Genomic DNA, 26,277 nt, shown 5'->3' on the forward strand with positions numbered 1-26,277 from the left:
TGGGCGCTCAGACCGAAGCCGGGGCCGTTTGCGGTGCGGGAGCCAGCGCGTGCGGCTCGAGGCCGATGTGCGCGTTGTTGCCGCTGCTGGTGAGTTCGACCTTGCGGTCGTGCAGCTCGGCCAGCGCGCGCTTGTATTCGTTCGGGAACACCTTCACGAACTTCGTGCGCGACACGGCCCAGTTGTCGAGCAGCTCGCGTGCGCGCTTGCTGCCGGTCCAGCGGTGGTGCTCTTCGAGCAGCTTCTTCAGCTGCGCTTCGTCGGTGACGCCGCCGTGCCAGATCTTGCGATGCACGCTCGCGGTCTGCTCGGCCGAGGTCAGCACCTTGTCGAGCGACACCATCGAAAGGTTGCAGCGCGTGGCGAACTGGCCGTCTTCGTCGTAGACGAAAGCAACGCCGCCGCTCATGCCGGCCGCGAAGTTGCGGCCCGTCTTGCCGAGCACGGCCACCGTGCCGCCGGTCATGTATTCGCAGCCGTGGTCGCCGGTGCCTTCGATGACCGCCGTGGCACCCGACAGGCGCACCGCAAAACGCTCGCCGGCCACGCCGCACAGGTAGGCCTCGCCGGTGGTCGCACCGTACAGCGCGGTGTTGCCGACGATGGTGTTGCGCACCGCTTCGCCGCGGAAGTCGAGGCTGGGGCGAACCACCACGCGGCCGCCCGAGAGGCCCTTGCCGGTGTAGTCGTTGGCGTCGCCGATCAGGTACAGCGTGATGCCGCGCGCCAGGAAGGCGCCGAACGACTGGCCGCCCGTGCCTTCGAGCTGGATGCGGATCGAGTCATCGGGCAGGCCCTGCGGATGCACCTTGGTCAGCGCGCCCGAGAGCATTGCGCCCACCGAGCGGTTGACGTTGCGCGCCACCTCGATGAACTGCACCTTCTCGCCCTTGTCGATGGCGGGGCGCGACTTCTCGATGAGCTTCACGTCCAGCGCCTTGTCGAGGCCGTGGTCCTGATTCTCGACATGGAAGCGCGGCACGTCGGCCGGCACGTTAGGCAGCGCGAACAGGCGGCTGAAGTCCAGGCCCGAAGCCTTCCAGTGCTCGATGCCCTTGCGCATGTCGAGCAGGTCGGCGCGGCCGATCAGGTCGTCGAACTTGCGGATGCCGAGCTGGGCCATGATCTGGCGCACTTCTTCTGCAACGAAGAAGAAGTAGTTGACGACGTGCTCGGGCTTGCCCGAGAACTTCTTGCGCAGCACCGGGTCTTGCGTGGCCACGCCCACCGGGCAGGTGTTCAGGTGGCACTTGCGCATCATGATGCAGCCCTCGACCACCAGCGGCGCGGTCGCAAAGCCGAACTCGTCGGCACCCAGCAGCGCGCCAATGGCGACGTCGCGGCCGGTCTTCATCTGGCCGTCGGCCTGCACGCGGATGCGGCTGCGCAGGCGGTTGAGCACCAGCGTCTGCTGCGTTTCGGCCAGGCCGATTTCCCACGGGCTGCCAGCGTGCTTGATCGACGACCAGGGCGAGGCGCCCGTGCCGCCGTCATGGCCGGCGATCACGACGTGGTCGCTCTTGCACTTGGCCACGCCGGCCGCGATGGTGCCGACGCCGATCTCGCTCACCAGCTTCACGCTGATGCTGGCGTGCGGCGCGGTGTTCTTCAGGTCGTGAATGAGCTGCGCCAGGTCTTCGATCGAGTAGATGTCGTGGTGCGGCGGCGGCGAGATGAGGCCCACGCCCGGCACGGCATAGCGCTGCTTGCCGATGTACTCGGTGACCTTGCCGCCCGGGAGCTGGCCGCCCTCGCCCGGCTTGGCGCCCTGCGCCATCTTGATCTGGATCTGGTCGGCCGAATGCAGGTACTCGGCCGTGACGCCGAAGCGGCCCGATGCCACCTGCTTGATGCGCGAACGCAGCGAGTCGCCGTCCTTCAGCGGCAGGTCGACCTCGACGTTTTCGGCGCCGATCACGCTCTTGAGCGTGTCGCCCAGCTTGATCGGGATGCCCTTGAGCTCGTTGCGGTAGCGCGCCGGGTCTTCACCGCCTTCGCCGGTGTTGCTCTTGCCGCCGATGCGGTTCATGGCAATGGCGAGCGTGGAGTGCGCCTCGGTGCTGATCGAGCCGAGCGACATCGCGCCGGTGGCGAAGCGCTTGACGATGTCAGCGGCCGACTCGACTTCGTCCACCGGGATGGCCTTGGCCGGATCGATCTTGAACTCGAACAGGCCGCGCAGCGTGAGGTGGCGGCGGTTCTGGTCGTTGATGAGCTGCGCGTATTCCTTGTACGTGTTCCAGTTGTTGGAGCGCGTGCTGTGCTGCAGCTTGGCGATGGCGTCGGGCGTCCACATGTGCTCTTCGCCGCGCGTGCGCCAGGCGTATTCGCCGCCTGCGTCGAGCATGTTGGAGAGCACCGGGTCGTCGCCGAAGGCGGCCTTGTGCATGCGGATGGCTTCTTCGGCGATCTCGAAGACGCCGATGCCTTCCACGCGGCTGGCGGTGCCGGTGAAGTACTTGTTCACCGTCTCGCTGTTCAGGCCGATGGCTTCGAACAGCTGCGCGCCGCAATAGCTCATGTAGGTGCTGACACCCATCTTCGACATGATCTTCGACAGACCCTTGCCGATGGCCTTCACGTAGTTGTAGACCGCCTTGTCGGCGCTCAGGTCGCCCGGCAGGTCTGCGTGCATGGCCGCCAGCGTTTCCATGGCGAGATAGGGGTGCACGGCTTCGGCGCCGTAGCCCGCCAACACGCCGAAGTGATGCACTTCGCGCGCCGAGCCGGTTTCGACGACGAGGCCGGCGGTGGTGCGCAGGCCTTCGCGAACGAGGTACTGGTGCACGGCCGACAGGGCCAGCACGGCCGGGATGGCCACTTGCGTCGGGCTCACGCCGCGGTCGCTCACGATCAGGATGTTGTGGCCGCCCTTGATGGCGTCCACCGCTTCGGCGCACAGCGAGGCCAGCTTGGCTTCGACGCCTTCGTCACCCCAGGCGAGCGGGTAGGTGATGTCGAGCGCATAGCTCTTGAACTTGCCCTGCGTGTACTTGCCGATGTCGCGCAGCTTCGCCATGTCGGCGAAGTCGAGGATCGGCTGGCTCACTTCGAGCCGCATCGGTGGGTTGACCTGGTTGATGTCCAGCAGGTTGGGCTTGGGGCCGATGAAGGACACCAGCGACATCACGATGGCTTCGCGGATCGGGTCGATCGGCGGGTTCGTCACCTGCGCGAACAGCTGCTTGAAGTAGTTGTACAGCGGCTTGTTCTTGCTCGAGAGCACGGCCAGCGGGCTGTCGTTGCCCATGGAGCCGATGCCTTCTTCGCCAGCCTGCGCCATCGGGCTCATCAGGAACTTGATGTCTTCCTGGGTGTAGCCGAAGGCCTGCTGACGATCGAGCAGCGCGACTTGCGAGAGCGGCGCGGAGACCGGCTCGGCCTTCACGCTGTCGAGCTTGATGCGCAGGTTCTCGATCCACTGCTTGTAGGGCTTGCTGTTGGCGAGGGTGGCCTTGACCTCCTCGTCGTCGATCATGCGGCCCTGCTCCAGGTCGATCAGGAACATCTTGCCGGGCTGCAGGCGCCATTTGCGCACGATCTTCTGCTCGGGCACGGGCAGCACGCCCGATTCCGACGCCATGATGACCAGGTCGTCGTCGGTCACGCAGTAGCGCGAGGGGCGCAGGCCGTTGCGGTCAAGCGTGGCGCCGATCTGGCGGCCGTCGGTGAAGACGATGGAGGCCGGGCCGTCCCACGGCTCGAGCATGGCGGCGTGGTATTCATAGAACGCGCGGCGGCGCGGGTCCATGGTGGCGTGCTGTTCCCAGGGCTCGGGAATCATCATCATCACGGCCTGGCTGATGGGGTAGCCGGCCATCGTCAGCAGCTCGAGGCAGTTGTCGAAGGTGGCGGTGTCGGACTGGCCGGCGAAGCTGATGGGGTAGAGCTTCTGCAGGTCGGCGCCCAGAACCGGCGACGACATCACGCCTTCGCGGGCCTTCATCCAGTTGTAGTTGCCCTTGACCGTGTTGATTTCGCCGTTGTGGGCGACGTAGCGGTACGGGTGGGCCAGCGGCCACTCGGGGAAGGTGTTGGTCGAGAAGCGCTGGTGCACCAGGCCCAGGGCCGAGACGCAGCGCTTGTCCTGCAGGTCGAGGTAGTAGGTACCGACCTGGTCGGCCAGCAGCAGGCCCTTGTAGACCACGGTGCGGCTCGACATGCTGGGAACGTAGTATTCCTTGCTGTGCTTGAGCTTCAGGCGCTGGATGTTGGCGCTGGCGGTCTTGCGGATCACGTAGAGCTTGCGCTCCAGCGCGTCCTGCACGATCACGTCGTTGCCGCGGCCGATGAAGACCTGGCGCAGCAGCGGCTCCTTTTCGCGCACGGTGGGCGACATGGGCATGTCGCGGTTGACCGGCACATCGCGCCAGCCGAGCAGCACCTGGCCTTCGGCCTTGATGGCGCGTTCCATCTCCTGTTCGCAGGCTTCGCGCGAGGCGTGTTCCTTCGGCAGGAAGATCATGCCGACGCCGTATTCGCCCGGCGGGGGCAGCGTGACGCCCTGCTTCGCCATTTCTTCGCGGTACAGGTGGTCGGGCAGCTGTATCAGGATGCCGGCGCCGTCGCCCATCAGCTTGTCAGCGCCCACGGCGCCGCGATGGTCGAGGTTTTCGAGGATCTTCAAGCCCTGCAGCACGATGGCATGGCTTTTTTCGCCCTTGATGTGTGCAACGAAGCCGACGCCGCAGGCATCGTGCTCGTCGGCACCGGAATACAGACCGTGTTCTTGGAGATGTTGAATCTCGGCAGCCGTCGTCATGGGCGCGCTCCTTCAGTTTTCGCAGGGAAAGGGAGCATATTGCGATGCACAAAGAATGCCAAACACTTTAATAGGGGTCAGATTCTTATTAAATCTTGAGTTTTCTTCTCGGAATTAAATTAGGGACATATCAAAAACAGGAGCAAAAAGACCAGGCAGCACAATAGATTGCGCTGCTTTTCAGCTCAGGATGAGGTGTTCGAAGGCGGTCGACCGGCCTTGGCTTTGACCACGCGGCGGTCGGTGGACTTCTGCAGGCCATCGAGAAAATCGTCGTCACCGGCAGCCCAGCCGCGCAATGTGGCTTCGGTCAGCGCGCTCTGGTCGGCCGCGCGTACCCCGCCGCGCACCAACTCGACATACGCAGCCTCCCGCGCGAACGGCGTGTTGCCGAGCTCCCAGTACAGCGGATGGGGCGTCAGCAGCCGGTCATGCCGCAGGCCGGCGTAGTGGCCGTGGCTGGACCATGGGAAGTCGCGCGCATCGGCCGCCATGCCCGCCCGCACTGGATTGAGGTCGATGTAGGCCATGCAGGTCAGCAGATAGCGGTCGGTCTGGATCAACGTCGACCGGTAGCGCCCCTCCCACAGCGTGCCGCTGCGGCCGTGGCGGTCGTTGAAGTAGCGCACGTAGCTGCGGCCTACCGATTGCATGAACTGCGGCAGGCCGGTGGTGCTGTTGGGCGTGGCCAGCAGATGAAAGTGGTTGTCCATCAGCACATAGGCATGCAGCGCGATACCGAAGCGCGTGGCGTTTTCGGCCAGCAGCGCGAGCAGCTTCTCGTGATCCGCGCGGTCCATGAAGATCGGCTGGCGGTTGTTGCCGCGCTGGATCACATGGTGCGGCAGGTCGGCCAGCGTGAGGCGGGGAAGACGGGCCATGGGGTATGCGGACGCGAGTTGCGCGCCGGCGCTCAGGCGAGACGGAAGCGCGTGTCGCCCAGCGTGTCGAGCCCGAACTGCGCCAGCAACTCACGCAGCCGCGTCGCTGCGCTCGCCTTGCGCTGGCCGGTGTAGCGCGCCAGGATCAGTTCGTTCTTCATGCTGTGCTCCCAGCCGACCAGTTCGGTCACGGTGACGCTGTAGCCGTTGGCTTCGAGATACAGGCAGCGAAGCACGTTGGTGAGCTGGCTGCCGATTTCGCGCGTGTGGAGCGGATGACGCCACAGCTCGGCCAGCGGCGTGCGCGAAAGCGCCAGCGCCTTGGTTTCGCGCAGGCAGGCGGCCACTTCGGCCTGGCAGCAAGGCACGAGCACCATGCAGCGCGCCTTCTTGGCCAGGCCGAAGGCGATGGCATCGTCGGTGGCGGTGTCGCAGGCGTGCAGCGCGGTGACCACATCGATCTGCTCCGGCAGTTCGCTTGCCTGCGCCGATTCGGCCACAGTGAGGTTCAGGAACGACATGCGGTCGAAGCCCAGCCGCTGCGCCAGCGCACGCGAGCGCTCGACCAGTTCGCCGCGCGTCTCGATGCCGTAGACATGGCCGCTGCTGCCCTGCCGTGCCCGGAAGAACAGGTCGTAGATGATGAAGCCGAGGTACGACTTGCCCGCGCCATGGTCGGCCAGCGTTGCGCCTGCGCCCTCTTCCGGCAGCTCGCGCAGCAGCTGCTCGATGAACTGGAACAGGTGGTAGACCTGCTTGAGCTTGCGCCGCGAGTCCTGGTTGAGCCGCCCCTCGCGGGTGAGGATGTGCAGCTCCTTGAGCAACTCGACGGACTGGCCAGGGCGCAGGGCATCGGCCAGTTCGGCATCAGCCTTGGCGGCCTTGTTCGTCTTCGTCACCGGTTTCGATGCGGCTTTGGTGTTCATGGCCTGGCACTCCCGGGGCCGACGTCGAGCGCCGCCCAGCCATCGGACCCCAGCGCTTCGAGCGTGTCGATGTTGCGCTCGAAGATGGCCTCCGCCTCGGGGAACGCCTCGACCGCGCGGCTCACGCTGTCCTCGCGCAGCAGGTGCAGCGTGGGGTATGGCGCGCGGTTGGTGGCGTTGCCGAGGTCGTCGGCTTCGGTGCCGGCGAACTGGAACTGCGGATGAAAGCTCGCCAGCTGGAACACGCCGTCGAAACCGGCGCGCGCAAGCCGGCGTTCGGCACGCGCCGTGAAATCGTTGAAGTCCAGGAAATCGGCCAAGGTATTCGGTGCAATCAGAAGTGTGGTGTCGCGCACGGCGGCGTCGAGCGCTGCGAGGTCTTTGGCTTCGGCCAGTAGCGCGTCCATCAGGTCGGCCGCTTCGGCGGGTTCGTACACGGCGTAGTGGATCTGCGACTTAACGTGCACGGCCTTTGCGAAGGGGCACAGGTTGAGGCCGATCACCGCGCGTTCGAGCCAGCGCCGCGTGTCGGCTTCGGCCTGGGCGGCTGCAATTGTCGTCGGATGGGTCATGCCATCTCCGCCACAGGGCGAATCCGCCCCAGTCGCCGCGCGATCGCCATGCCGGCCAGCGAACAGGCCAGCGTGGCCGTCCAGGTCCAGTGCCAGCCGCCAACGCGGTGGGCCAGCCACGCCACCGCGGGCGGGGCCAGGAACTGGCCAAGCGACGATGCCTGCTGCATGAGGCCGACGGTCGTCGACACGGTGGTGGGCCCGGGTGCCAGCCGCACGCCCAGAAGGAACAAAGTGGCCGGCACCATGCCACCGCCCAGCGAGAAGGCGCAGACGGCGATGTAGCGCAGCGCGGGCGGCAGGCCCAGGGCGTCGGCGCCCTGCCCTACTTGCGCGAAGGCGGCCACGCCGCCCAGCGCCATCGTCAGGAAGCCGAGTTGCAGCAAGCGCTCGGGCGCCACGCCGCGCTGCAGCCAGCGGCCGCCGGCGATGTTGCCGACGATGTTCATGGCGGCCGCGAGCGCGGTCAGCACCGCGTTCCAGGCAGCCGGCACGCCCGCACCCGCATAGATGGCGGGCAGGAAGCCGATGACGGCCATCCACTGCGACGAGTACACGGCGAAAGTCAGCGCAACCAGCCAGGGTGCGCGCGCGCCGACAGTTGCGCGCAGGCGCGATGACCAGCCTTCGCTGGGCTGGCCTCCCACTGCCTGACGGGTTCGATCACCAGGCACGACCGTCCACACCCAGAGCGCAGCACCAGCCGACACGACCGACAGCGCCCACCACCAGCCCGTCCAACCGCCCCAGGCGATCAGGGCGGGCCCAAGCAGCAGCGCAAGGGCCACGCCGAGCGGCATATAAGCGCCCCAGAGGCCCAGCGCCGCCTTGTCCGCGCCCGGCGGGGTCAAGGCGCGGATCAGCCCCGGTCCCGGCATGACCGCCAGCAGGAAGCCGATGCCTTCGATGCCGCGCAGCAGAAGCAGCCATTGCACAGCATGGACACCACCGTCCGCGCTGGTGCCGACCAGGCCACCCAGCAGGCTCGCGACCGTCAGCACGAACAGCCCCGTCAGCATGCTGCGGCGCAGACCGATGGTGTCTGCCGCAAGCCCGACCAGCAGCCCCAGGGTCATGCTCGCGACCTGAACCAGTGACAACAGGAATCCCGCCTCGACCAGGCCGATGCCGAGCGATGCCTGCAGCGCCGGAACGGCCGGCGGCAATTTGCCCAGATGCAAGGCCCCGCTGACGCCGCCCAGCAGGACGGCGAAGGCCGCAGCGGGAACGCGCGGACGTGCCGCGACGGAACTCACGCGATCCCCCGGCGGCCGGTGAGCCGCTCGTGCTCGCGCACAGCGAAACGGTCCGTCATGCCGGCGATGTAGTCGGCCACGGCTCGGTGCCTGTCGCCGCGCTCGGCGAAGGAAGTTGGCATTTCGGCACTGCGCTCGAGATAGGCCTCGAACAGCTCCCGCACCACGTCACGCGCCTGATCGGTGGTCTGGGTGACCTGCGGATGCCGGTAGAGGTTGTGGAAGAGAAAACGCTTGAGGTCTTCCGACTGGGCCTGCATGGTGCCGCTGAATGCGACGACTGGCGGGGCCTTGCGCACAGCGTCGGCATCGACTGGCGCGAGGGCTTCGAGCGCCGCGCGCGTCGCGTCGATCACGTCGTAGACCTGCGCGCTCAGCATGCGCCGGATGGTTTCGTAGAGCACGCGCCGGCCCTGCAACTGCGGATGCTCGGCAAGCGCCTCACGGCGATGGCGCTCGAACAGCTCAACCTCGGACAGTTGCTCGACGCTGATGAGCCCCGAGCGCACGCCGTCGTCGATGTCGTGGGCGTTGTAGGCAATGGCGTCGGCGAGGTTGCACAGCTGCGCCTCCAGCCCCGGCTGCGTACGGTCGAGAAACCGCCGGGCCACGCCGTTGGGCTCAGCCGCCTCCAGACGCTCCGCATTCGCGCGGGAGCAGTGCTTGAGGATGCCCTCGCGGGTCTCGAAGCTGAGATTCAGTCCGTCGTACTGTGGATAGCGGTGCTCCAGCGCATCGACCACGCGCAGGCTCTGCAGGTTGTGCTCGAAGCCACCATGCCCGGCCATGCAGTCGTTGAGCGCGTCCTGGCCTGCGTGCCCGAAGGGCGTGTGGCCCAGGTCATGCGCCAGGGCAATCGCCTCGACCAGGTCCTCGTTGATCCGCAGGGCGCGGGCGATCGAACGGCCCAGTTGGGCGACTTCCAGCGAGTGCGTGAGCCGGGTGCGGAACAGGTCGCCCTCGTGGTTCAGGAACACCTGCGTCTTGTAGACCAGCCGGCGAAAGGCCGTGGAATGCACGATGCGGTCGCGGTCGCGCTGGAAGGCATCGCGCGTGGGCGCGGGCGGCTCGGCATGCCGACGGCCGCGCGACTGCGCGGGCAGGCAGGCATAGGCCGCGAGGCTCATCCCGCGCAGCACTGCGCGAGCACTTCGCGCACCAGCGCGTCGGGCGCGCTGCGGACCACGGCGGAGCCGGGCCGGTCGATCAGCACGAAGCGGATCTCGCCGGCTTCCGATTTCTTGTCGACGCGCATCAGCTCCAGATAGCGCTCGGCTCCCAGCGCGGGGCCGACGATCGGCAGGCCGGCGCGCTCGATCAGGCGCGTGAGCCGCTCGACGAAGGCAGCATCGACGCCGCCGAGCCGCTGCGACAGGTGCGCTGCCATGACCATGCCGCAACCGACAGCCTCGCCGTGCAGCCATTCGCCATAGCCGAGGCCCGATTCGATCGCGTGGCCGAAGGTGTGGCCGAAATTGAGGATCGCGCGCAGGCCGGTTTCGCGCTCGTCCTGGCCGACCACCAGCGCTTTGATTTCGCAGCTGCGCTTGACGGCGTAGGCCAGCGCGGCCGGGTCCCGCGCAACGAGGGCGTCGATGTTCGCCTCGATCCAGTCGAAGAACGCCATGTCGTGGATCGGGCCGTACTTGATGACTTCCGCCAGGCCGGCGCTCAGTTCGCGCGGGGGGAGCGTCTGCAACGTGGACAGATCGCACACGACGAGCTGCGGCTGGTAGAACGCGCCGATCATGTTCTTGCCAAGCGGGTGGTTGATGGCCGTCTTTCCGCCGACCGAGGAATCGACCTGCGCCAGCAGCGTGGTCGGCACCTGCACGAAAGGCACACCGCGCATGTAGCTGGCGGCGGCGAAGCCGGTCATGTCGCCCACCACGCCACCGCCCAGGGCGAACAGCACGGTCTTGCGGTCGCTGCCATGGCCCAGCAGGTCGTCGAAGATCAGGTTCAGGGTCTGCAGGTTCTTGTAGACCTCGCCGTCGGGCAACTCGAGCAAGTGCACGGTACGGAAACGGCCCGCCAGGGAGGCCTGCAGCGCCTTGGCGTAAAGCGGCGCCACCGTGGTGTTGCTGACGATCAGGGCCGTGGCCGCGGCGGGCGTGACGGCAAAGCTCTGGGGATCGTCCAGCAGGCCGGCGCCGATCAGGATCGGGTAGCTGCGGTCGCCGAGCTGGATGTCGACGCGTTCTGGCGAGGCGGAAAGTACGGGCAAGGACATGGGCAGCGAGTTTAGGCGCTGCGGCCCGGGCGGGCTCAGGCGGGGGGCTCTTCGGGATGGGCGCCCGGCTCGACGACGCCTGCCAATTCGAGCTGCATCACGATGATGTTCACCAGCATGGCGATCGACGGGCGACCGGTATCGACCACATCATGGGCCGTTTCCCGGTAGAACGGGTCGCGCGCATCGTGCAGTTCGCGCAGCCGGCCCAGCGGGTCAGCGACCTGCAGCAGGGGCCGCTTGACGTCGTGGCGCAGGCGCCGGAACAGGTCCTCGGGGGAAGAGCGCAGGTAGATCACGTGGAAGTGATCGCGCAACTGGGTGCGGTTGGCCTCACGCAGCACCGCGCCGCCTCCGGTCGCCAGCACGCCCTGGGCATTGGCGGCCAGGTCGGCGATCACGGTTTGTTCGAGATCCCGAAAGGCTACTTCGCCCTCGCGCTCGAAGTAATCGCGGATCGAGCAGCCTATGCGCTGCTCGATCACGTGATCGGTGTCGATGAACGGAAGGTCCAGCCGCATCCCCAGGCGCCGGCCCACTGCGGATTTTCCGGCGCCGGGCAAGCCGACGAGTGCGACCGCCACGCGGTGGCTGCTACGCCCGCGCGTCAGCGCGCGGCGTTGCGGTCGGTAATCATCTTCGGGGTGATAAAGACGAGCATTTCGGTCTTGTTGGCAACGCGTTCGCGCTTGCGGAACAGTGCCCCCAGGTAGGGCACTTCACCCAGCACCGGCACGCGCGATTCGTCATTGGTTTCGGTGAGCTCGAAGATACCACCGATGACGACCGTACCGCCGTTCTCCACCAGCACCTCGGTCTGCACGTGCTTGGTGTTGATTGCCGGACCCGCCGAGGTATTCACGCCGCGGGCGTCCTTGCTCACGTCCAGCGTCAGGATGATGTTGCCTTCCGGCGTGATCTGCGGCGTGACTTCAAGCTTCAGCACCGCCTTGCGGAACGAGATCGAGGTAGCACCGCTGGACGTGGCCTGCTGGTACGGGATTTCTTCACCCTGCTCGATCAGCGCCTTGGTCTGGTCGGCCGTGATGACACGGGGGCTGGACACCAGCTTGCCCTTGCCGTCGGCTTCGAGCGCCGAGATCTCGAGGTTCAGCATGCGCGAGAAGCTCGAATTGAAGAGCGAGATCGCGAAGGTGCCCGCCGCGTTGCCGGTACCGCCTGCATCGCCTGCCGGGAGGTTGATGAAGTTGGAATTGGTGAAGGTGCTCGTAGCCGTGCTGGCGCCGCCATTGGCACCCGCCGTGACGATGGGCATTACGCCGACGTTGCCATAGGCCCGATTGCCGGCGGACGATGCAAAACGCTCGCCGGAGATACCGCCGCCCAACCGCACACCGAGCGACTTGCCGAAGGTGTCGGACGCTTCTACGATCCGGGCTTCGATCAGCACCTGACGAACCGGAATGTCCAGCTTCTGGATCAGCTCGGTCACCTGAGCCAGGCGCGACGGGATATCCGACACGAAGAGTTGGTTCGTGCGCGACTCGGCGATGACGCTGCCGCGGGGGCTCAGGATGCGCGTCGTCGTACCGCTGCCACCGCCACCGCCCGATGAAGCACCGGTGCCCGTCAACCCCTGCGCGATGGCAATCGCCTTGGTGTAGTTGAGCTGGAACGACTGGGTGCGCAGCGGCTCCAGATTCTCGATCGCGGCCTTGGCCTCGAATTCGAGCTTTTCCTTGGCGTTGATTTCGTCCTTGGGTGCGATCCACAGCACGCTGCCGTTCTTGCGCATGCCCAGGTTCTTCGCCTGCATGATGATGTCGAGCGCCTGGTCCCAGGGCACGTCCTTCAGTCGCAGAGTCAGCGCGCCGCTCACCGAGTCCGAGGTCACGATGTTGAAGTTCGTGAAGTCGGCAATCACCTGCAGCAGCGAACGGATTTCGATGTTCTGGAAGTTGAGCGACAGTTTCTCGCCGTTGTAGCCGACGCCTTGCGTCAGCTTGGTCGGATCGACCTTGCGGGCGCGGACTTCGACCACGAACTGGTTCTCGCTCTGGTAGGCGCTGTGCTCCCAGTCGCCCTTGGCTTCGATCGTCATGCGGACACGGTCGCCCGATTGCTGCGAGGTGATCAGCTGGACCGGCGTTCCGAAGTCGGCCACGTCGAGGCGGCGGCGCAGCCCCTCTGGCAGCGTCGACTTGGTGAACTCCACAACGAGGTTCTTGCCTTGCTGCTTGACGTCGACACCGACCTGGTTGTTCGGAAGATCGACGATGACGCGGCCCGTGCTGTCGGCGCCGAGGCGGAAATCGACGTCGCGCAACGGCAACATGTCCCGGTTGCGGTTTTCAGCGAAAGTCGTGGCGGCAGACGTGACAAGCGCCGAACCGGCCACCGGTTCGAGAATGACCAGCAGCGACTTGCCCTGGATCTCGGCCTTGTACGCAGTCGCCTGCTTCAGGTTCAGCACCACCCGGCTGCGCTCACCGGCCTGGACCACGTTCACCGAGCGCAGGTTGCCCTGGTTCACTTCGATGGCAGAGCGGCCGATGGCGTTCGTGACACCCGGGAAATCGAGCGCAATGCGAGCCGGCGTTTGCACGGCAAACCCAGCGGGCACCGCGGTGAGCGGCTGCGCAAGGTCGATGCGGATCACTTCCGCACCGGACTGGGTCGAGCTGGTCACGGCCTCGATGGCGTTTTGCGCATGGGCCACGGCCAATGCACCGAAGGCCAGCAGACCCAGGCCGGCAGCGCGCAGCCACTGTGCCATCGTTGATTTGTTTTGGTTCATTTCGCACTCTCTTGCAGCTGCAGCGTCGCGACGCGTTCGATCCATTCACCGGCGGCGTCTTGCACGATTTCACGCAAGGCGACTTCGGTTTCGTTGATACGGGTAATGCGCCCGTAGTTGAGTCCCAGGTATTCGCCGACGCGCACCTTGTAGAGCAGCTTGTCGACACGGACCAGCGCCACTGGCTGGCCGTTGCGGTTCATGCTGCCGACCATCGCCATCGAGTCGAGCGGGAAGGCTTCGAGCGCCTCCTTGCGGCGCGCCAGTTCGGGCGCAATCAGCTCCGACGTGCTCGGCTGGTTCGAGTCGCGGCGCAGCGCCTGCGTCAGCTTCAGGATGTTGAAAGGTTCGAACGACGAGGCTTCGGTATAGGCCTGCGGCGTGAACTTTTTGGGCTCGGAAATGGGCGGCACCGAAGGCTTCACCTGGGCGCGCTGTTCGGCCATCCAGCGTTGCAGGTCGTCCTGGCCCGAGTCGCAGGCACTCAGCCCCAGCGCGGCCATCGTCAGCCACAGTACTTTGGCGGCGATCTTCATTTCTTCGCCTTCGGCGCAGCGGCGCGCTTCTGCGCGGCCCGCTCGTCTTCATCGAGGTAACGGAAGGTGCGTGCGGTGGCGTCCATCGTCAGCACGTCCTTGTCCTTTTGCGGGGTGACGGTGATGTTGTTCAGCGTCACGATGCGCGAGAGGCCGGCGACGTCAGCTGCGAAGGCACCCATGTCGTGGTACCGCCCGGTCACGCGAACAGCGATCGGAAGCTCGGCGTAGTAGTCCTTGACCGATACCTGCCCCGGACGGAACAGCTCGAACTGAAGGCTGCGGCCAAGACCTGCCTGATTGATGTCCGACAGCAGGGCGTCCATTTCAGCCTTGCTGGGCAATTGCTTCTCGAGCAGGGTCACGTACTGCTGCACCTGTTCGCGCTGCTTCTTCAGCAGTTCGAGATTCGCTGCCTGAGCCACCTTCTTCTGGTAGTCGGCCTTGAGCGCAACTTCCTTGGAACGCTCGCTTTCGAGCTCGTCGTTCGAATTGGTCAGCCAGACAAACCACAGGGCGACCAGCACCAGCGCGGTGACCGCCAGGCAGAGCGCGTACCGGGGCACCGGCGGCCACATCGACGGATCGTTCGGGTTGAGCCCGCGGAACTGTTCGCCGAAACGCTGCAACGCAGCGCCGACATCTATTTTTTGGGAGGGGCGATTGCTTGCCATGATCGGTTACCCCTTGGATTGCGCCGTTGCGGCCAAGGCCTTTTCGGCAGCGGCCTTTTGAGCATCGGTGGGGCGTTTCAGGCCAATGCGCATCGTGAAGTTCGCCACGCGGCGCTGGTCGCGCGGATTCAGGTTCACATTTGCCGAAGTGATTTCGACCAGCTCCGGCTTCACGAGCCATGGGCTGTTGTTGCCCAGGTTGCGCAGCAGTTCCGAGACCCGCTCGTTCGACTGGGCCATGCCTTGCAGCGTGACCGTCTGGTTGTCCTGCTTCATGCTGGTCAGGTAGACGCCATCGGGCAGTTGCCGGACCAGTTCGTTGAGCAGGTGCACAGGCAGGTTACGGTCGCCCTGCAGGTCTTCGACGGCCTGCTGGCGCGCGCGCAGCGCTGCGATTTCTTCCTGCAGCGTCGAGATTTCCTTGATCTCGACCTCGAGCTTCTTGATCTCGGCCGAGAGAAAGCTGTTCTTCGACTGCTGCGCCGCGATCTGGGCTTCGAACCAGAGGTAGCCCAAGCCAGCAATCAGAAGACCGAGCACCGCTGCGGCGCCCAATGTGCCAAAGAAAGCCTCGCGCCGCCGCTTGCGTGCAGCTTCGCGGTGCGGAAGCAGATTGATGAGGATCACTGCAGGAACCTCCGCATGGCCAACCCGCAAGAGGTCAGATAGGACGGCGCCTCGCGACGAACCTTCTTCTCGCGGATGTTCGAACTGAAGTCCATGCCGTCGAAGGGATTCAGGAGCGAGCAGGCGAACGAGGTCTGTCGCGTCACGGCGTTGGTCAGGCCCGGCAGCGATGCCGATCCACCCGCCAGCAACACATAGTCGACACGGTTGTGCGGCGTGCTCGTGAAGAAGAACTGGAGCGCACGCGCGATTTCCTGCGCGATGCCTTCCACAAAAGGCTTGAGCACACCGGAACCGTAGTCGTCGGGCAGATCGCCGCTGCGCTTTTTGGCTTCGGCTTCTTCAGCGGAAAAACCGTACTGGCGCACGATCAGTTGAGTGAGTTGCGCGCCGCCGAACGCCTGATCGCGGTCGTACAGCACTTCCTGATTGCGCAGCACCTGCATGCTGGTGGTAAAGGCACCCACTTCGAAGAGCGCCACGATCGAATCCAAGCCCTTGCCAGGCAGTTGCTCGATCAGGCGGGCGGTGGCTAAGCGTGAGGCATAAGACTCGACGTCGAGGATCATCGCCTTCAGGCCGGCGGCTTCCGCCAGGCCTTCGCGATCCTGGACCTTTTCTTTGCGGGACGCGGCAATCAGCACTTCCACGTCGCCGGCGGACGTGGCGCTCGGCCCCGTGACGCAGAAGTCGAGACTGACTTCGTCCAGCGAGAACGGGATGTACTGGTTGGCTTCGGACTCGACTTGAATCTCGAGCTCCTGCTCGCTCATGCCGCCCGGAAGAATGATCTTCTTGGTGATCACGGCCGACGGCGGCAGTGCAAGCGCCACGTTACGCGTGCGTGTGCCGCTCTTGCGGACGACGCGCCGGACGGCTTCCGCCACCTCGTCGAATTTCTCGACGTTGCCGTCAGTGATCCAGCCACGTTCCAGGGGCTCGATGGCACAGCGCTCCAGGACCAGCTTGCCGCTGGCCTCACGGCCGAGCTCGACCAGCTTGACGCTGGACGAACTGACATCCAGCCCAAGCAGGGGAGCGTTCTGACGACGAAACAATGATCCAAGAGCAGCCAAGTTAAGTCCCTCTCCCCCTGTATTTGTAACCAATAGAAAAATGTGCGTTCGGTTGCATGCTAGCAGCAGGCGTAGCGGCAACCAAGCAGCGCCGGGGGGCAAAACCCTGAAGCGTTGTCAAAACCTGACGTCAAATCCGCATTTTGTAACTTTTGAATTATGGCGATGCAAGGGCAGCAAAGATCGGATCGTGAAAAGAGGACGGCTTTTTATAATGTCCGGTGACTCTCCGGCCCCTCATGCAAGAAACTTCAAGCCCCAAAGGGCCAGCCAAGACCCCTCCCCCCAAGCGCCCGACCTGGCTGAAATGGCTGTTGCGCTTTTTCTTCTGGGGCTTCGGCATTGCCGCGGCAGGTGTGCTGGCGGTGCTTTGCGTGGTGGCGGTGGCTCTTGCCGTCGCGTATCCGAACCTGCCGGACATCAGCGAACTCTCCGACTACCGGCCCAAGCTACCGCTGCGGGTGTTCTCGGCTGAAGGCACCCTGATTGGCGAATTCGGCGAGGAACGCCGCAATCTCACCCCGATTTCCGCCATTCCCAAGGTCGTGAAAGACGCCGTGCTCGCGGCCGAAGATGCACGTTTCTACGACCACGGCGGCGTGGACTACAAGGGCATGGTGCGCGCGGGCCTGGCCAACATGAATCGCGTGAAGAGCCAGGGCGCGTCGACCATCACGATGCAGGTGGCACGCAACGTCTACCTGAGCTCGGAGAAGACGCTCACCCGCAAGATCTACGAAGTGCTGCTGACCTTCAAGCTGGAGCACCTGCTCACCAAGGATCAGATCTTCGAGATCTACCTGAACCAGATCTACCTCGGTAACCGCGCCTACGGCTTCGCCGCCGCCTCCGAAGCGTATTTCGGCAAGCCGCTGCAAGAGCTCACGATCGCACAGGCCGCCATGCTGGCCGGCCTGCCGAAGGCGCCGGGTGCGAACAACCCGGTCAACAACCCGCAACGTGCACGCGGTCGCCAGTTCTACGTGATCGACCGCATGCAGGAGGCCGGCTTCATCACCGCCGAACAGGCCGCCGAAGCCAAGAAGGAAGAACTGCATCTGCGCGATGCCGCCGACCCGAACCGCCTGCACGCCGAATACGTCGCGGAAACCGTGCGCCAGCTGATGTACGCCCAGTACGGCGACAGCACCTACACGCGTGGCCTGAAGGTCTACACCTCGCTGGTCGCGGCCGACCAGGCGGCAGCCTACAAGGCGCTGCGCAAGGGCATCATGGATTACGAGCGCCGCCAGATCTATCGCGGCCCCGAGAAGTTCGTCGATCTGCCGAACGACGCCAAGGAACTCGACGAGGCGGTGGACGACGCACTCAGCGACCACCCCGACAACGGCGACGTGATGGCAGCGGTCGTGCTCAGGGCCACTGCCAAGCAGATCGACGCTGTGCGCGGCAACGGCGACCCAGTGCAGATAACCGGCGACGGCCTCAAGCCTGCGCAGTCCGGCCTCTCCGACAAGGCCCCGCCCAATATCAAGATCCGCCGCGGCGCGGTCATCCGCGTGGTGAAGACGCCCAAGAACACCTGGGAAATCACGCAGCTGCCCGAGGTCGAAGGCGCCTTCGTCGCCATGGATCCGCGCGACGGCGCCATCAAGGCACTGGTCGGCGGTTTCGATTTCGGCAAGAACAAGTTCAACCACGTGACGCAGGCCTGGCGCCAGCCGGGCTCGAGCTTCAAGCCATTCATCTATTCCGCGGCGCTTGAAAAGGGCTTCACCCCGGCCACCGTCATCAACGACGGCCCCCTCTTCTTCGACGCCGGCACCACCGGCGGCCAGCCCTGGGAGCCCAAGAACTACGGCGGCGGCTACGACGGTCCGATGTCGATGCGCACCGCGCTGATGAAGTCGAAGAATCTCGTGTCGATCCGCATCCTGCAGTCCATCGGCACGCGCTACGCGCAGGAGTGGATCACCAACTTCGGCTTCGACAAGGACAAGCACCCGGCCTACCTGCCGATGGCGCTTGGCGCGGGCTCGGTGACGCCGATGCAGATGGCGGTGGGCTATTCGGTGTTCGCCAACGGCGGCTACCGCGTCAATCCGTACCTCGTGACCCGCATCACCGACCACAAGGACAAGGTGCTGGTCGACAAGCAGCCGCCGCTGCTCAACGAGTCGCTGCGCGCCATTCCCCAGCGCAATGCCTTCATCATGGACACGCTGCTGAATTCCGTGGCTCGCGCCGGCACCGCGGCCAAGGCGCAGGCGATGCTCAAGCGCCCCGACCTGTACGGCAAGACCGGCACCACCAACGACTCGCTCGACGCCTGGTTCGCCGGCTTCCAGCCGACCATGACGGCCATCTCCTGGATCGGCTACGACACACCGCGCAACCTGGGCGACCGCGAAACCGGCGGCGGCCTGAGCCTGCCGATCTGGATCACCTACATGGAAACCGCCATCAAGGGCGTGCCGGTGACAGAGCTGTCGGCCAACCCGCCGTCAGGCATCGTGAGCGTCGGCGGCGAGTGGTACTACGACGACTACGCGCCGGGACGCGGCGTGGCAAGCCTGGGCGTGGAGTCCACGCCTGCGGCGCCAGCGGAAGCCCTGACCGGCGCCCCGGTGAGCCCGCCGGCCCCGCCCGAGGAGCGCAACCGCATCCTCGATCTTTTCCGCAACTGACGGCGGAGACGCAGAATCAGGCAGCCGCGAACGCCAGCGGCTGGCCTGCCTGCAGGGTCGCCTCGCGCGACAGGTTGCCGAAGAATTCTTCCCCGGTCTTGGTATCGACCCAGGCTTGGCCGTTATGGCGATAGTGGTAGCCGCCAGAGCGCGCGGCAAGCCAGATTTCCTGCAGGGGCTTTTGCAGATTCACGATCAACTGACTGCCATTGCGGAACGAAATCGTGATCATCCCGCCCACTCTCTGGTTGTCGATGTCAGCGTCGGTCGCATCGTTGATGCGGTCGCAGCCTTGCTCGATGGCGGCGAGCGCGGCTTCGGCGCGGTCCATGTACTCGGTGTCGGTCATTACAATTTCGCTATGTTGAACGTTCGCCAAATTCTAGTGAGCACCCGCGCCCGCGCTGCGCTCATGGTCTGCCTCGTCGCAGGCGCTGCCGGTCTGGTTGCTTGCGGACAGCGCGGTGCGCTGTACCTGCCGACCGATCCTGCCGCCGCCGGACGAGCCACGTTGCCGCAGCTGATGACGCCCGAAAGCTTGCGGTCGTCATCCTCCTCCAGCGAGGCTGCGCCCGCACCAGCGGCTGCCGCAAGTGCACCGGCCAGCAACAGCACGGAACCGCGCAAGTGAGCGCCGATATCACATCCCCCGCCCTCCCCGGCCAGCCGCACATCGCAGAACGCGATGGCGCGCTGCACGTCGAGGGCGTTGCGCTCGACGCGCTGGCCCGCGAGCACGGCACCCCTCTTTTCGTCTACTCGAAGCAGTGGATGCTGGACGCCCTGGCCGCATACCAACGCGGCTTCGAAGGTCGCGATGCACTGATTTGCTATGCGATGAAGGCCAATTCGTCGCTCGGCGTGCTGCGCGTTTTCGCGGAAGCAGGCTGCGGCTTCGACATCGTCTCGGGCGGCGAACTGGCTCGCGTTCTGGCCGTGGGCGCCGATCCGAAGAAGATCATCTTCTCGGGCGTCGGCAAGACCCGCGCGGAAATGCGCGAAGCCCTCGCCGCCGGCATCGCCTGCTTCAACGTCGAGAGCGAAGCCGAACTCGACGTGCTCAACGAAGTGGCGGTGGCCGAAGGCAAGCGCGCGCCCATCAGCATTCGCATCAATCCAAACGTCGATCCGAAGACGCACCCGTACATCTCCACCGGCCTCAAGGGCAACAAGTTCGGCATCGCGCACGATCGCGCGGTCGAAGCCTACCGGCATGCTGCAAGGCTGCCGGGCCTGGAAGTGGTCGGTATCGACTGCCACATCGGCTCGCAGATCACCGAAGCCTCGCCCTACCTCGACGCCTGCGATCGCGTGCTCGACCTGGTCGAGGCAATCGAAGCGGCCGGCGTGCCGATCCATCATCTGGACTTCGGCGGCGGCCTGGGCATCGACTACAACGGCGAAGTGCCGCCCAAGGCCGATGCGCTGTGGCAGCAGTTGCTCGCCAAGCTGGACGCGCGCGGCTTCGGCCAGCGCAAACTGGTGATCGAGCCCGGACGCTCGCTGGTCGGCAATGCCGGCGTGTGCGTGACCGAGGTGCTCTACACCAAGCCCGGCGAGGACAAGAACTTCTGCATCGTCGACGCGGCCATGAACGACCTGCCGCGCCCCGCGATGTACCAGGCCTTCCAGCGCATCGTGCCGGTGCGCACGCGCGCTGGCGACGCGCCGACCTACGACGTGGTCGGCCCGGTCTGCGAAAGCGGCGACTGGATCGGCCGCGACCGCGCGCTCAACGTGCTGGCGGGCGACCTGCTGGCGGTGCTGTCGGCGGGCGCGTACTGCATGAGCATGTCCAGCAACTACAACACGCGCGGCCGTGCCGCCGAGGTGCTGGTGAGTGGTGCCAGCGCGAAACTGATCCGCCGTCGCGAGACGATGGAAGACCAGCTGCGCAGCGAGATCGACGGCTGATTGCCGTCCGTCAGTTGGTGCGCAGCGGCTTCTCGCTGTTGCGCACCGCGCCCGTTGCCGCTGCTGTCGGCTTCGCCTTGCGCTTGCTCGCAAAATTCCACACGCGCCACGCAAGCAGCACCCCGATGATCGCAACGTAGATGAACACTTCGGCGAAGTTGTTCTTGCCCGCGCGCATCCAGAAGAAGTGCAGCAGGCCCAGGCCCGCGATCACGTAGACCAGCTTGTGCAGCATCTGCCAGCGCTTCGCGCCCATCGCCTTGATCGCGCGATTGAACGACGTGGCCGCCAGCGGCGTCAGCAGCACGAAGGCCGAGAAGCCCACCAGGATGAACGGCCGCTTCGCGATGTCCTTGGCGATATCGCCCCACTCGAAACCCATGTCGAACCAGCTGTAGCACAGCAGGTGCAGCACCACGTAGAAGTAGGCGAACAGGCCCAGCATGCGCCGGTAGCGCGCAAGCGCGTTCCACTTGCTGATGACGCGCAGTGGCGTCACCGCCAGCACGATGCAGATGAAGCGCAGCGTCCAGTCGCCGGTGGCGCGAATCAGGAACTCGGCGGGGTTGGCGCCGAGCCCGTCCGTGAACGCGCCGTAGGCCAGCCGCGCGAACGGCAGCAGGCACAGCAAGAAGATGACCGGCTTGGTCGCCGGATGCATGAGCAGCTTGTTCATGGAGCGATGGCCGGGTGCAGAAGCAGGCTCAGTAGTTCTTCTTCAGGTCCATGCCCGCATAGAGCTGGCCGACCTGGGCTTCGTAGCCGTTGAACATCTCGGTCTTGCGCCGCTTGGCGAACAGGCCGCCGCCGTCGCCGATGCGGCGCTCGGTCGCCTGGCTCCAGCGCGGGTGGTCGACGTTCGGGTTCACGTTCGAATAGAAGCCGTACTCGTTGGCCGCAGCCTTGTTCCACGCCGTGCTCGGCTCCTTTTCGACGAAGCGGATCTTCACGATCGACTTGGCCGACTTGAAGCCGTACTTCCACGGCACCACCAGGCGCACCGGCGCGCCGTTCTGGTTGGGCAGCACCTCGCCGTACATGCCGAAGGCAAGCAGCGTGAGCGGATGCATCGCTTCGTCCATGCGCAGGCCTTCGGTATAGGGCCAGTCGAGCACGCGCGAGCCCACGAAGGGCATGGTCTTGGGATCGGCCAGCGTCACGAACTCGACGAATTTGGCATTGCCCTGCGGCTCGACCTTCTTGATCAGCTCGGCCAGCGAATAGCCGACCCACGGAATGACCATCGACCAGCCTTCGACACAGCGCAGGCGGTAGATGCGCTCTTCCTGCGCGCTGAGCTTGAGCAGGTCTTCGATGCCGTACTTGCCCGGCTTCTTGACCAGGCCTTCGACCTCCACGGTCCACGGCCGCGTCTTCAGCGTGCCGGCGTTCTTGGCCGGATCGGCCTTGTCGGTGCCGAACTCGTAGTAGTTGTTGTAGGTCGACGCGTCCTTGTAATCGGTGAGCTTTTCCATCGACATGGCCCCCGGCACCGCCGACTTGGCGCCCGGCAGCGGCGCGAGCTTGTTGGGGCGCTCGGCCTGAGCCCAGGCTTCGCGCGAGGCAAAACCGGCCAGCGCCGCCCCTGCCGCACCACCAGCCATGAGCTTCAGCATGTCGCGCCGGCTTTCGTAGGCGGCGCGCGGCGTGATCTCACTCGACAGCGGGTGGGTGAAGCCGTTGTCGCTGCTGCTGTTGCGACGGATCGGGCGGGAATGGAACGACATGACAGGCCTTTCGCGTGAATCGTTGTGCTCAGGGTAGTTCGTGACCAACCCTGATTTGGTTACGCGCCGTCGCGGCGCGCGGTTTCAATTCTTCGCGAAAGACCGCAAGCTTGCGTCTACAGCGTGCCGTAGCTGTGCAGCCCGCTCAGGAACATGTTCACGCCAAGGAAGGCGAAAGTGGTGACCGCCAGCCCGCCCAGTGCCCACCAGGCCGCCACGGTGCCGCGCAGGCCCTTCACGAGCCGCATGTGCAGCCAGGCCGCGTAGTTGAGCCAGACGATCAGCGCCCAGGTTTCCTTCGGGTCCCAGCTCCAGTAGCCGCCCCAGGCATCGGCCGCCCACAGAGCGCCCAGCACGGTGGCGATGGTGAAGAAGGCGAAGCCGACGGTGATCGACTTGTACATGACGTCGTCGAGCACGTCGTTGGCCGGCAGGCGCGCCGCGATGCGCTTGCGCCCCAGCAGGATGCCCGCCGCAATCAACGCCGAGATGCCCGCATAGACCACCCAGTAGCTGCCGCCAGCTTCCTGCACGCGCTGGCGGAACGCCACCGGCACGAAGCACAGCGCCACGCCCAGCAGCCAGATCGGCGTGAGCTTGTACCAGCGCGTCTCGTTGGCCTGCTCCTTGATGAGGTAGGCGAAGGCGACCATGGCCGACAGCGCGAAGGTGCCGTAACCGATGAAGTTGGCCGGCACGTGCAGCTTCATCCACCAGCTCTGCAGCGCAGGCACCAGCGGCTGGATTTCATGCGCCTCGCGCACGATCGTGTACCAGAGCAGAAAGCCGACCGCTGCGCTGACGACCAGCATCACGAAGGCGCCGAGCGCGCGCGTGTTGTAGCGCTCTTCGAAGTAAAGGTAGAACGTGGCCGTCAGCCAGCAGAACAGCACGAACACTTCGTACAGGTTGCTGACCGGGATGTGGCCGATGTCGGGGCCGAGCAGGTGGCTTTCGTACCAGCGCACCATGGTGCCGATCAGCGCCATCGTCACTGCAGCCCAGGTCAGGCGCGAGCCGATCATGTCGAAAGCATCCGACTGCTTGCCGCCGAAGAAGCCGAGCCAGTAGAACAGCGTACCCATGAAGAACAGCACGCTCATCCAGAGGATTGCCGACTGGCTCGACAGGAAGTACTTGAGCCAGAACACCGTGTCGGCGCGTGCCAGGTCGCCCTGGTACGACGCGATGGCCAGCAGCGACGCCGCGGCCACCACGATGGCCAGCACGCGCAACGGCCGCCAGAACCAGCCGATGGAGATCATCGCGATCACCGCGGCGACGAGGATCGGCTTCTCGTAATAGTCCATCGACCCCGCATAGCGCGCGAACGCGAACAGGCCGCCGGCCAGCACCAGCGCCGCAAACACCCAGTCGAACAGGTTGCGGCGCGAGAGCCAGCTTTCATTGAGCGTGAGGGTCGTGGTGTTCATGGTGTCTCGGGTTCTGTCTTGTTCAGGGCGAGCAGCTTGTGCTTGAGGTGCTCGAATTCGCGGTCGCTGTCCATGGTCTTGCGATTGACCGAGAACGCCATCGTGGCCGCCGTGGCACCGTCGGTCCCGTTGCCATCGGGCGTCAGCCACACCCAGAGGCGCCGCTCACGCACGTACAGCATGGCAAAAATCCCGACGATCAGCAACAGACAGCCCAGATAGACGACGTTCTTGCCAGGGGCGCGCGCCACCTGGAACACGCTGGCCTGCACCTGGGTGAAGTCGGTCATCATCATCGCGACCGGGGCCGGGTAGAAGTGCGCGTCGCTGATGGCCAGCACGGCCTGGGTCAGGTAGGCCTGCGACTTCTCGTCGTTCGGCAGCGCGGCCAGGCCGGCGCCTTCGCGGCTCAGGTTGAGCACTTCGAACAGCACATCGTTCAGGATGCGCACCAGCACGCCGCCTGCGCGCTCGCGCTCGGCCTCGGGCACGTTGACCTCCATGAACTCTGCAATCGCCTGCCAGCCGCCTGCGGTGGTGGCGTCGGCCTTGGCACGCTCGCTGCCCGAGAACAGCGCCAGCGCGCGCGCAGCCGACACGCGCAGCTGCTCGGCCATTTCAGGACGCTTGGGGTCGGTCGCCTTGGCGATGTAGCGCTCGATGGCACGCGCGCGGGTGTCGGCGTCGCCGAGTGCGGCGCGCATGCGCACGAAACCATCCATCGAGCCCTGCTCGTCGGCCGGCACGCGCAGGTAGCGGAACGGGTCTTCGGGCTTCTCGCGCATGCCGAGCAGGAACACCGGCTGGCCGTCGCCGGTGTCGACCGGCACCATGTAGTTTTGATACTCGCGCGCCTGGCCGGCAGCATCGCGCAGCTTGTAGCCGATGCTCGGGCCGATGTTGCGCAGCACCTTCGGCTTGTTGGTCTTGTTGGCGGCGCCCAGGCGCGATTCGATGTCGTGGCGCAGGTCGACCTTGCGCACGTCGGCGCCGCTGCCCATGGCGCCGGCGTCGGCGAAGTTCTCGACGTTGATCACCCGCAGCGCGGCGTATTCGAGCGTGAGCTTGTCCTTGCCGTTGGTGATCTCGGTACTCGGGCCGCCGATGATGCCTTCCACTTCGAAAGACTTGGCAGCGGCCGCCATCGGCACCGCCTTGAGCTTCACCTTGGAGCCGCCATCGTCGAAGCTCGACTGGTAGATCTCCACGCCCTTGTAGCTGGCCGGGTGGTTGACCTCGATGCGCGCGGGCACCTGCTCGCCGGTCTCGCGGTCGTGCAGCACCACCTCGCTCGCGAAGAGCTTGGGCATGCCGGTCGAGTAGTAGTCGACGATGAACTTCTTCAGCTCGATGGAGAACGGCAGCTCCTGCAGCAGCACGCCGTCGGACTGGTTCAGGATGGCCACGCTGCCCTGCCCGCCCTCGGGCACGAGGATGTTGCCGCGGAAGGTCGGGTTGCTGGCGGACAGGCGGTGCTCCGGCGCCACGTCGGCGATCATGCCGCCGCCGGTGAACACGCTCTTGCCATTGAACCAGGTCTGCGCGCGCACCACGAGGTCGCCGTCGAGCAGGCCGCCGATGCACACCAGCACGATCGCGCTGTGGGCCGCGATGTAGCCGAGCTTGTGCGCGCCGCCGGCGCGCGCCGCGACCATCCAGCCTGCGGAGGTCGGCCGGCTGCCGTCGACGGCCTCGCGCTGCTGCAGCTTGACCTTCCAGCCGCCGCTCACCAGCAGTTGCCCGATGCGGTTGGCCGCTGCTTCGGGCGTTTCACCGAGCCGGTTCTCAGCACGCTGGCCGAAGGCCTTCAGGCTCTGCGCACGGATGTCTTCCTTGAAGGTCTTGAGGTCGACCAGGATGCGCGGCGTGTTGCGCGCAATGCACAGCGTGGTGCTGATCACGAGGAACAGCAGGATCAGCAGGAACCACCAGGCGCTGTAGATGGAGTCGAGCCGCGCCGCGCGGAACAGCTCGGCCCAGAACGGCCCGAACTGGTTGATGTAGTTGTTGATCGGCTCGTGCTGCTTGAGCACGGTGCCGATGATCGACGCGATACAGATGATGGTGAGTAGCGCGATCGCGAAGCGCATCGACGAAAACAGCTCCACCGCAGCGCGAAGCATGTGCGGGCCGCGATGAACGCGAAGGCCATGGGTGGAGACGGACATCGGGCGAAGGTAAGGGAAGAAGGGAAGAAAGCAAAAAGGCGGGCCATCCTGCTGGATCGGCCCGCCCTTTGTTTGGGGTTGTTGTC

21 protein-coding genes are annotated in these 26,277 nt (G+C 65.5%); 3 read left to right on the top strand and 18 right to left on the bottom strand.

Annotation, left to right across the window (positions count from 1 at the left end):
• Positions 1-7 precede the first annotated feature (7 nt).
• The 13 genes from BLW48_RS02815 to BLW48_RS02875 form a co-directional block, all read right to left on the bottom strand.
• The gene (locus BLW48_RS02815; RefSeq protein ID WP_093172484.1) at positions 8-4,762 is read right to left on the bottom strand and encodes a glutamate synthase-related protein; all 4,755 of its coding nucleotides are present in this window, start codon (positions 4,760-4,762) and stop codon (positions 8-10) included.
• Between the two features lie 185 nt (positions 4,763-4,947).
• Positions 4,948-5,643 (bottom strand): transposase, encoded by a 696-nt coding sequence (locus tag BLW48_RS02820; RefSeq protein WP_093172486.1) that lies wholly within the window; start codon positions 5,641-5,643, stop codon positions 4,948-4,950.
• A 32-nt stretch (positions 5,644-5,675) separates the two neighbouring features.
• Positions 5,676-6,569 (bottom strand): class I SAM-dependent methyltransferase, encoded by an 894-nt coding sequence (locus BLW48_RS02825; RefSeq protein ID WP_093048558.1) that lies wholly within the window; start codon positions 6,567-6,569, stop codon positions 5,676-5,678.
• The gene (locus tag BLW48_RS02830) at positions 6,566-7,141 is read right to left on the bottom strand and encodes a DUF1415 domain-containing protein (RefSeq protein ID WP_093172488.1); all 576 of its coding nucleotides are present in this window, start codon (positions 7,139-7,141) and stop codon (positions 6,566-6,568) included. Before BLW48_RS02830 ends, BLW48_RS02825 begins: the two co-directional genes overlap by 4 nt.
• Complete coding sequence (locus BLW48_RS02835; RefSeq protein WP_093172490.1) at positions 7,138-8,397, bottom strand: MFS transporter; 1,260 nt, start codon at positions 8,395-8,397, stop codon at positions 7,138-7,140. Before BLW48_RS02835 ends, BLW48_RS02830 begins: the two co-directional genes overlap by 4 nt.
• Complete coding sequence (locus BLW48_RS02840) at positions 8,394-9,524, bottom strand: deoxyguanosinetriphosphate triphosphohydrolase (protein ID WP_093172492.1); 1,131 nt, start codon at positions 9,522-9,524, stop codon at positions 8,394-8,396. Before BLW48_RS02840 ends, BLW48_RS02835 begins: the two co-directional genes overlap by 4 nt.
• A complete protein-coding gene (gene aroB, locus BLW48_RS02845; RefSeq protein ID WP_177142249.1) occupies positions 9,521-10,630 on the bottom strand; it encodes a 3-dehydroquinate synthase in 1,110 nt (369 codons plus the stop codon). Before aroB ends, BLW48_RS02840 begins: the two co-directional genes overlap by 4 nt.
• Before the next feature lie 35 nt (positions 10,631-10,665).
• Positions 10,666-11,214, bottom strand: a complete 549-nt coding sequence (locus tag BLW48_RS02850; protein ID WP_093048548.1) for a shikimate kinase — start codon at positions 11,212-11,214, stop codon at positions 10,666-10,668.
• Positions 11,215-11,237: 23 nt separating this feature from the next.
• Entirely contained in the window at positions 11,238-13,388 is a 2,151-nt protein-coding gene (pilQ, locus tag BLW48_RS02855) for a type IV pilus secretin PilQ (protein ID WP_093172494.1), read from the bottom strand.
• Positions 13,385-13,924 carry a pilus assembly protein PilP gene (locus tag BLW48_RS02860; protein WP_093048542.1) on the bottom strand — a complete coding sequence of 180 codons (540 nt, stop codon included), beginning with the start codon at positions 13,922-13,924 and terminating at the stop codon, positions 13,385-13,387. Before BLW48_RS02860 ends, pilQ begins: the two co-directional genes overlap by 4 nt.
• Positions 13,921-14,598, bottom strand: coding sequence for a type IV pilus inner membrane component PilO (locus tag BLW48_RS02865; RefSeq protein WP_093075886.1), 678 nt, complete (start codon positions 14,596-14,598; stop codon positions 13,921-13,923). The genes BLW48_RS02860 and BLW48_RS02865 overlap by 4 nt, the downstream gene beginning before the upstream one ends.
• 6 nt (positions 14,599-14,604) lie before the next feature.
• A complete protein-coding gene (locus tag BLW48_RS02870) occupies positions 14,605-15,225 on the bottom strand; it encodes a PilN domain-containing protein (RefSeq protein ID WP_093048536.1) in 621 nt (206 codons plus the stop codon).
• The gene (locus tag BLW48_RS02875) at positions 15,222-16,301 is read right to left on the bottom strand and encodes a pilus assembly protein PilM (RefSeq protein WP_093172496.1); all 1,080 of its coding nucleotides are present in this window, start codon (positions 16,299-16,301) and stop codon (positions 15,222-15,224) included. The genes BLW48_RS02870 and BLW48_RS02875 overlap by 4 nt, the downstream gene beginning before the upstream one ends.
• Positions 16,302-16,540: 239 nt before the next feature.
• Here BLW48_RS02875 and BLW48_RS02880 point away from each other — a divergent pair, with 239 nt between their 5' ends.
• Positions 16,541-18,949 (top strand): penicillin-binding protein 1A, encoded by a 2,409-nt coding sequence (locus BLW48_RS02880; RefSeq protein ID WP_093172498.1) that lies wholly within the window; start codon positions 16,541-16,543, stop codon positions 18,947-18,949.
• A gap of 16 nt (positions 18,950-18,965) precedes the next feature.
• Here the strand turns inward: BLW48_RS02880 and cyaY are convergent, their stop codons facing one another.
• Complete coding sequence (gene cyaY / locus BLW48_RS02885) at positions 18,966-19,298, bottom strand: iron donor protein CyaY (protein ID WP_093172500.1); 333 nt, start codon at positions 19,296-19,298, stop codon at positions 18,966-18,968.
• A gap of 63 nt (positions 19,299-19,361) precedes the next feature.
• Between cyaY and BLW48_RS35760 the strand changes: the two genes are divergently transcribed.
• Positions 19,362-19,580, top strand: coding sequence for an LPS translocon maturation chaperone LptM (locus tag BLW48_RS35760; RefSeq protein WP_256330706.1), 219 nt, complete (start codon positions 19,362-19,364; stop codon positions 19,578-19,580).
• Positions 19,577-20,863: a diaminopimelate decarboxylase gene (gene lysA / locus BLW48_RS02895; RefSeq protein ID WP_093172504.1), complete on the top strand. Its 1,287-nt coding sequence runs from the start codon at positions 19,577-19,579 to the stop codon at positions 20,861-20,863. The genes BLW48_RS35760 and lysA overlap by 4 nt, the downstream gene beginning before the upstream one ends.
• Before the next feature lie 10 nt (positions 20,864-20,873).
• Here the strand turns inward: lysA and BLW48_RS02900 are convergent, their stop codons facing one another.
• From BLW48_RS02900 to BLW48_RS02915, 4 genes are all read right to left on the bottom strand, one after another.
• Positions 20,874-21,539, bottom strand: coding sequence for a protein-methionine-sulfoxide reductase heme-binding subunit MsrQ (locus BLW48_RS02900; protein ID WP_093172506.1), 666 nt, complete (start codon positions 21,537-21,539; stop codon positions 20,874-20,876).
• Between the two features lie 28 nt (positions 21,540-21,567).
• Positions 21,568-22,590 carry a protein-methionine-sulfoxide reductase catalytic subunit MsrP gene (gene msrP, locus BLW48_RS02905; RefSeq protein WP_093172508.1) on the bottom strand — a complete coding sequence of 341 codons (1,023 nt, stop codon included), beginning with the start codon at positions 22,588-22,590 and terminating at the stop codon, positions 21,568-21,570.
• Between the two features lie 116 nt (positions 22,591-22,706).
• A complete protein-coding gene (ccsB, locus tag BLW48_RS02910) occupies positions 22,707-24,023 on the bottom strand; it encodes a c-type cytochrome biogenesis protein CcsB (RefSeq protein WP_093048512.1) in 1,317 nt (438 codons plus the stop codon).
• Positions 24,020-26,191 (bottom strand): cytochrome c biogenesis protein ResB, encoded by a 2,172-nt coding sequence (locus BLW48_RS02915; RefSeq protein WP_093075894.1) that lies wholly within the window; start codon positions 26,189-26,191, stop codon positions 24,020-24,022. Before BLW48_RS02915 ends, ccsB begins: the two co-directional genes overlap by 4 nt.
• Positions 26,192-26,277: the final 86 nt, after the last annotated feature.

The sequence above is a fragment of the Variovorax sp. YR266 genome, assembly GCF_900107295.1.
Taxonomy (GTDB): domain Bacteria; phylum Pseudomonadota; class Gammaproteobacteria; order Burkholderiales; family Burkholderiaceae_C; genus Variovorax.

Coding starts and splice junctions, on each gene's coding strand:
- BLW48_RS02815 (WP_093172484.1), bottom strand. CDS start 4,762: ATGACGACGGCTGCCGAGATTCAACATCTCCAAGAACACGGTCTGTAT.
- BLW48_RS02820 (WP_093172486.1), bottom strand. CDS start 5,643: ATGGCCCGTCTTCCCCGCCTCACGCTGGCCGACCTGCCGCACCATGTG.
- BLW48_RS02825 (WP_093048558.1), bottom strand. CDS start 6,569: ATGAACACCAAAGCCGCATCGAAACCGGTGACGAAGACGAACAAGGCC.
- BLW48_RS02830 (WP_093172488.1), bottom strand. CDS start 7,141: ATGACCCATCCGACGACAATTGCAGCCGCCCAGGCCGAAGCCGACACG.
- BLW48_RS02840 (WP_093172492.1), bottom strand. CDS start 9,524: ATGAGCCTCGCGGCCTATGCCTGCCTGCCCGCGCAGTCGCGCGGCCGT.
- aroB (WP_177142249.1), bottom strand. CDS start 10,630: ATGTCCTTGCCCGTACTTTCCGCCTCGCCAGAACGCGTCGACATCCAG.
- pilQ (WP_093172494.1), bottom strand. CDS start 13,388: ATGAACCAAAACAAATCAACGATGGCACAGTGGCTGCGCGCTGCCGGC.
- BLW48_RS02860 (WP_093048542.1), bottom strand. CDS start 13,924: ATGAAGATCGCCGCCAAAGTACTGTGGCTGACGATGGCCGCGCTGGGG.
- BLW48_RS02865 (WP_093075886.1), bottom strand. CDS start 14,598: ATGGCAAGCAATCGCCCCTCCCAAAAAATAGATGTCGGCGCTGCGTTG.
- BLW48_RS02880 (WP_093172498.1), top strand. CDS start 16,541: ATGCAAGAAACTTCAAGCCCCAAAGGGCCAGCCAAGACCCCTCCCCCC.
- cyaY (WP_093172500.1), bottom strand. CDS start 19,298: ATGACCGACACCGAGTACATGGACCGCGCCGAAGCCGCGCTCGCCGCC.
- BLW48_RS35760 (WP_256330706.1), top strand. CDS start 19,362: ATGGTCTGCCTCGTCGCAGGCGCTGCCGGTCTGGTTGCTTGCGGACAG.
- BLW48_RS02900 (WP_093172506.1), bottom strand. CDS start 21,539: ATGAACAAGCTGCTCATGCATCCGGCGACCAAGCCGGTCATCTTCTTG.
- msrP (WP_093172508.1), bottom strand. CDS start 22,590: ATGTCGTTCCATTCCCGCCCGATCCGTCGCAACAGCAGCAGCGACAAC.
- ccsB (WP_093048512.1), bottom strand. CDS start 24,023: ATGAACACCACGACCCTCACGCTCAATGAAAGCTGGCTCTCGCGCCGC.
- BLW48_RS02915 (WP_093075894.1), bottom strand. CDS start 26,191: ATGTCCGTCTCCACCCATGGCCTTCGCGTTCATCGCGGCCCGCACATG.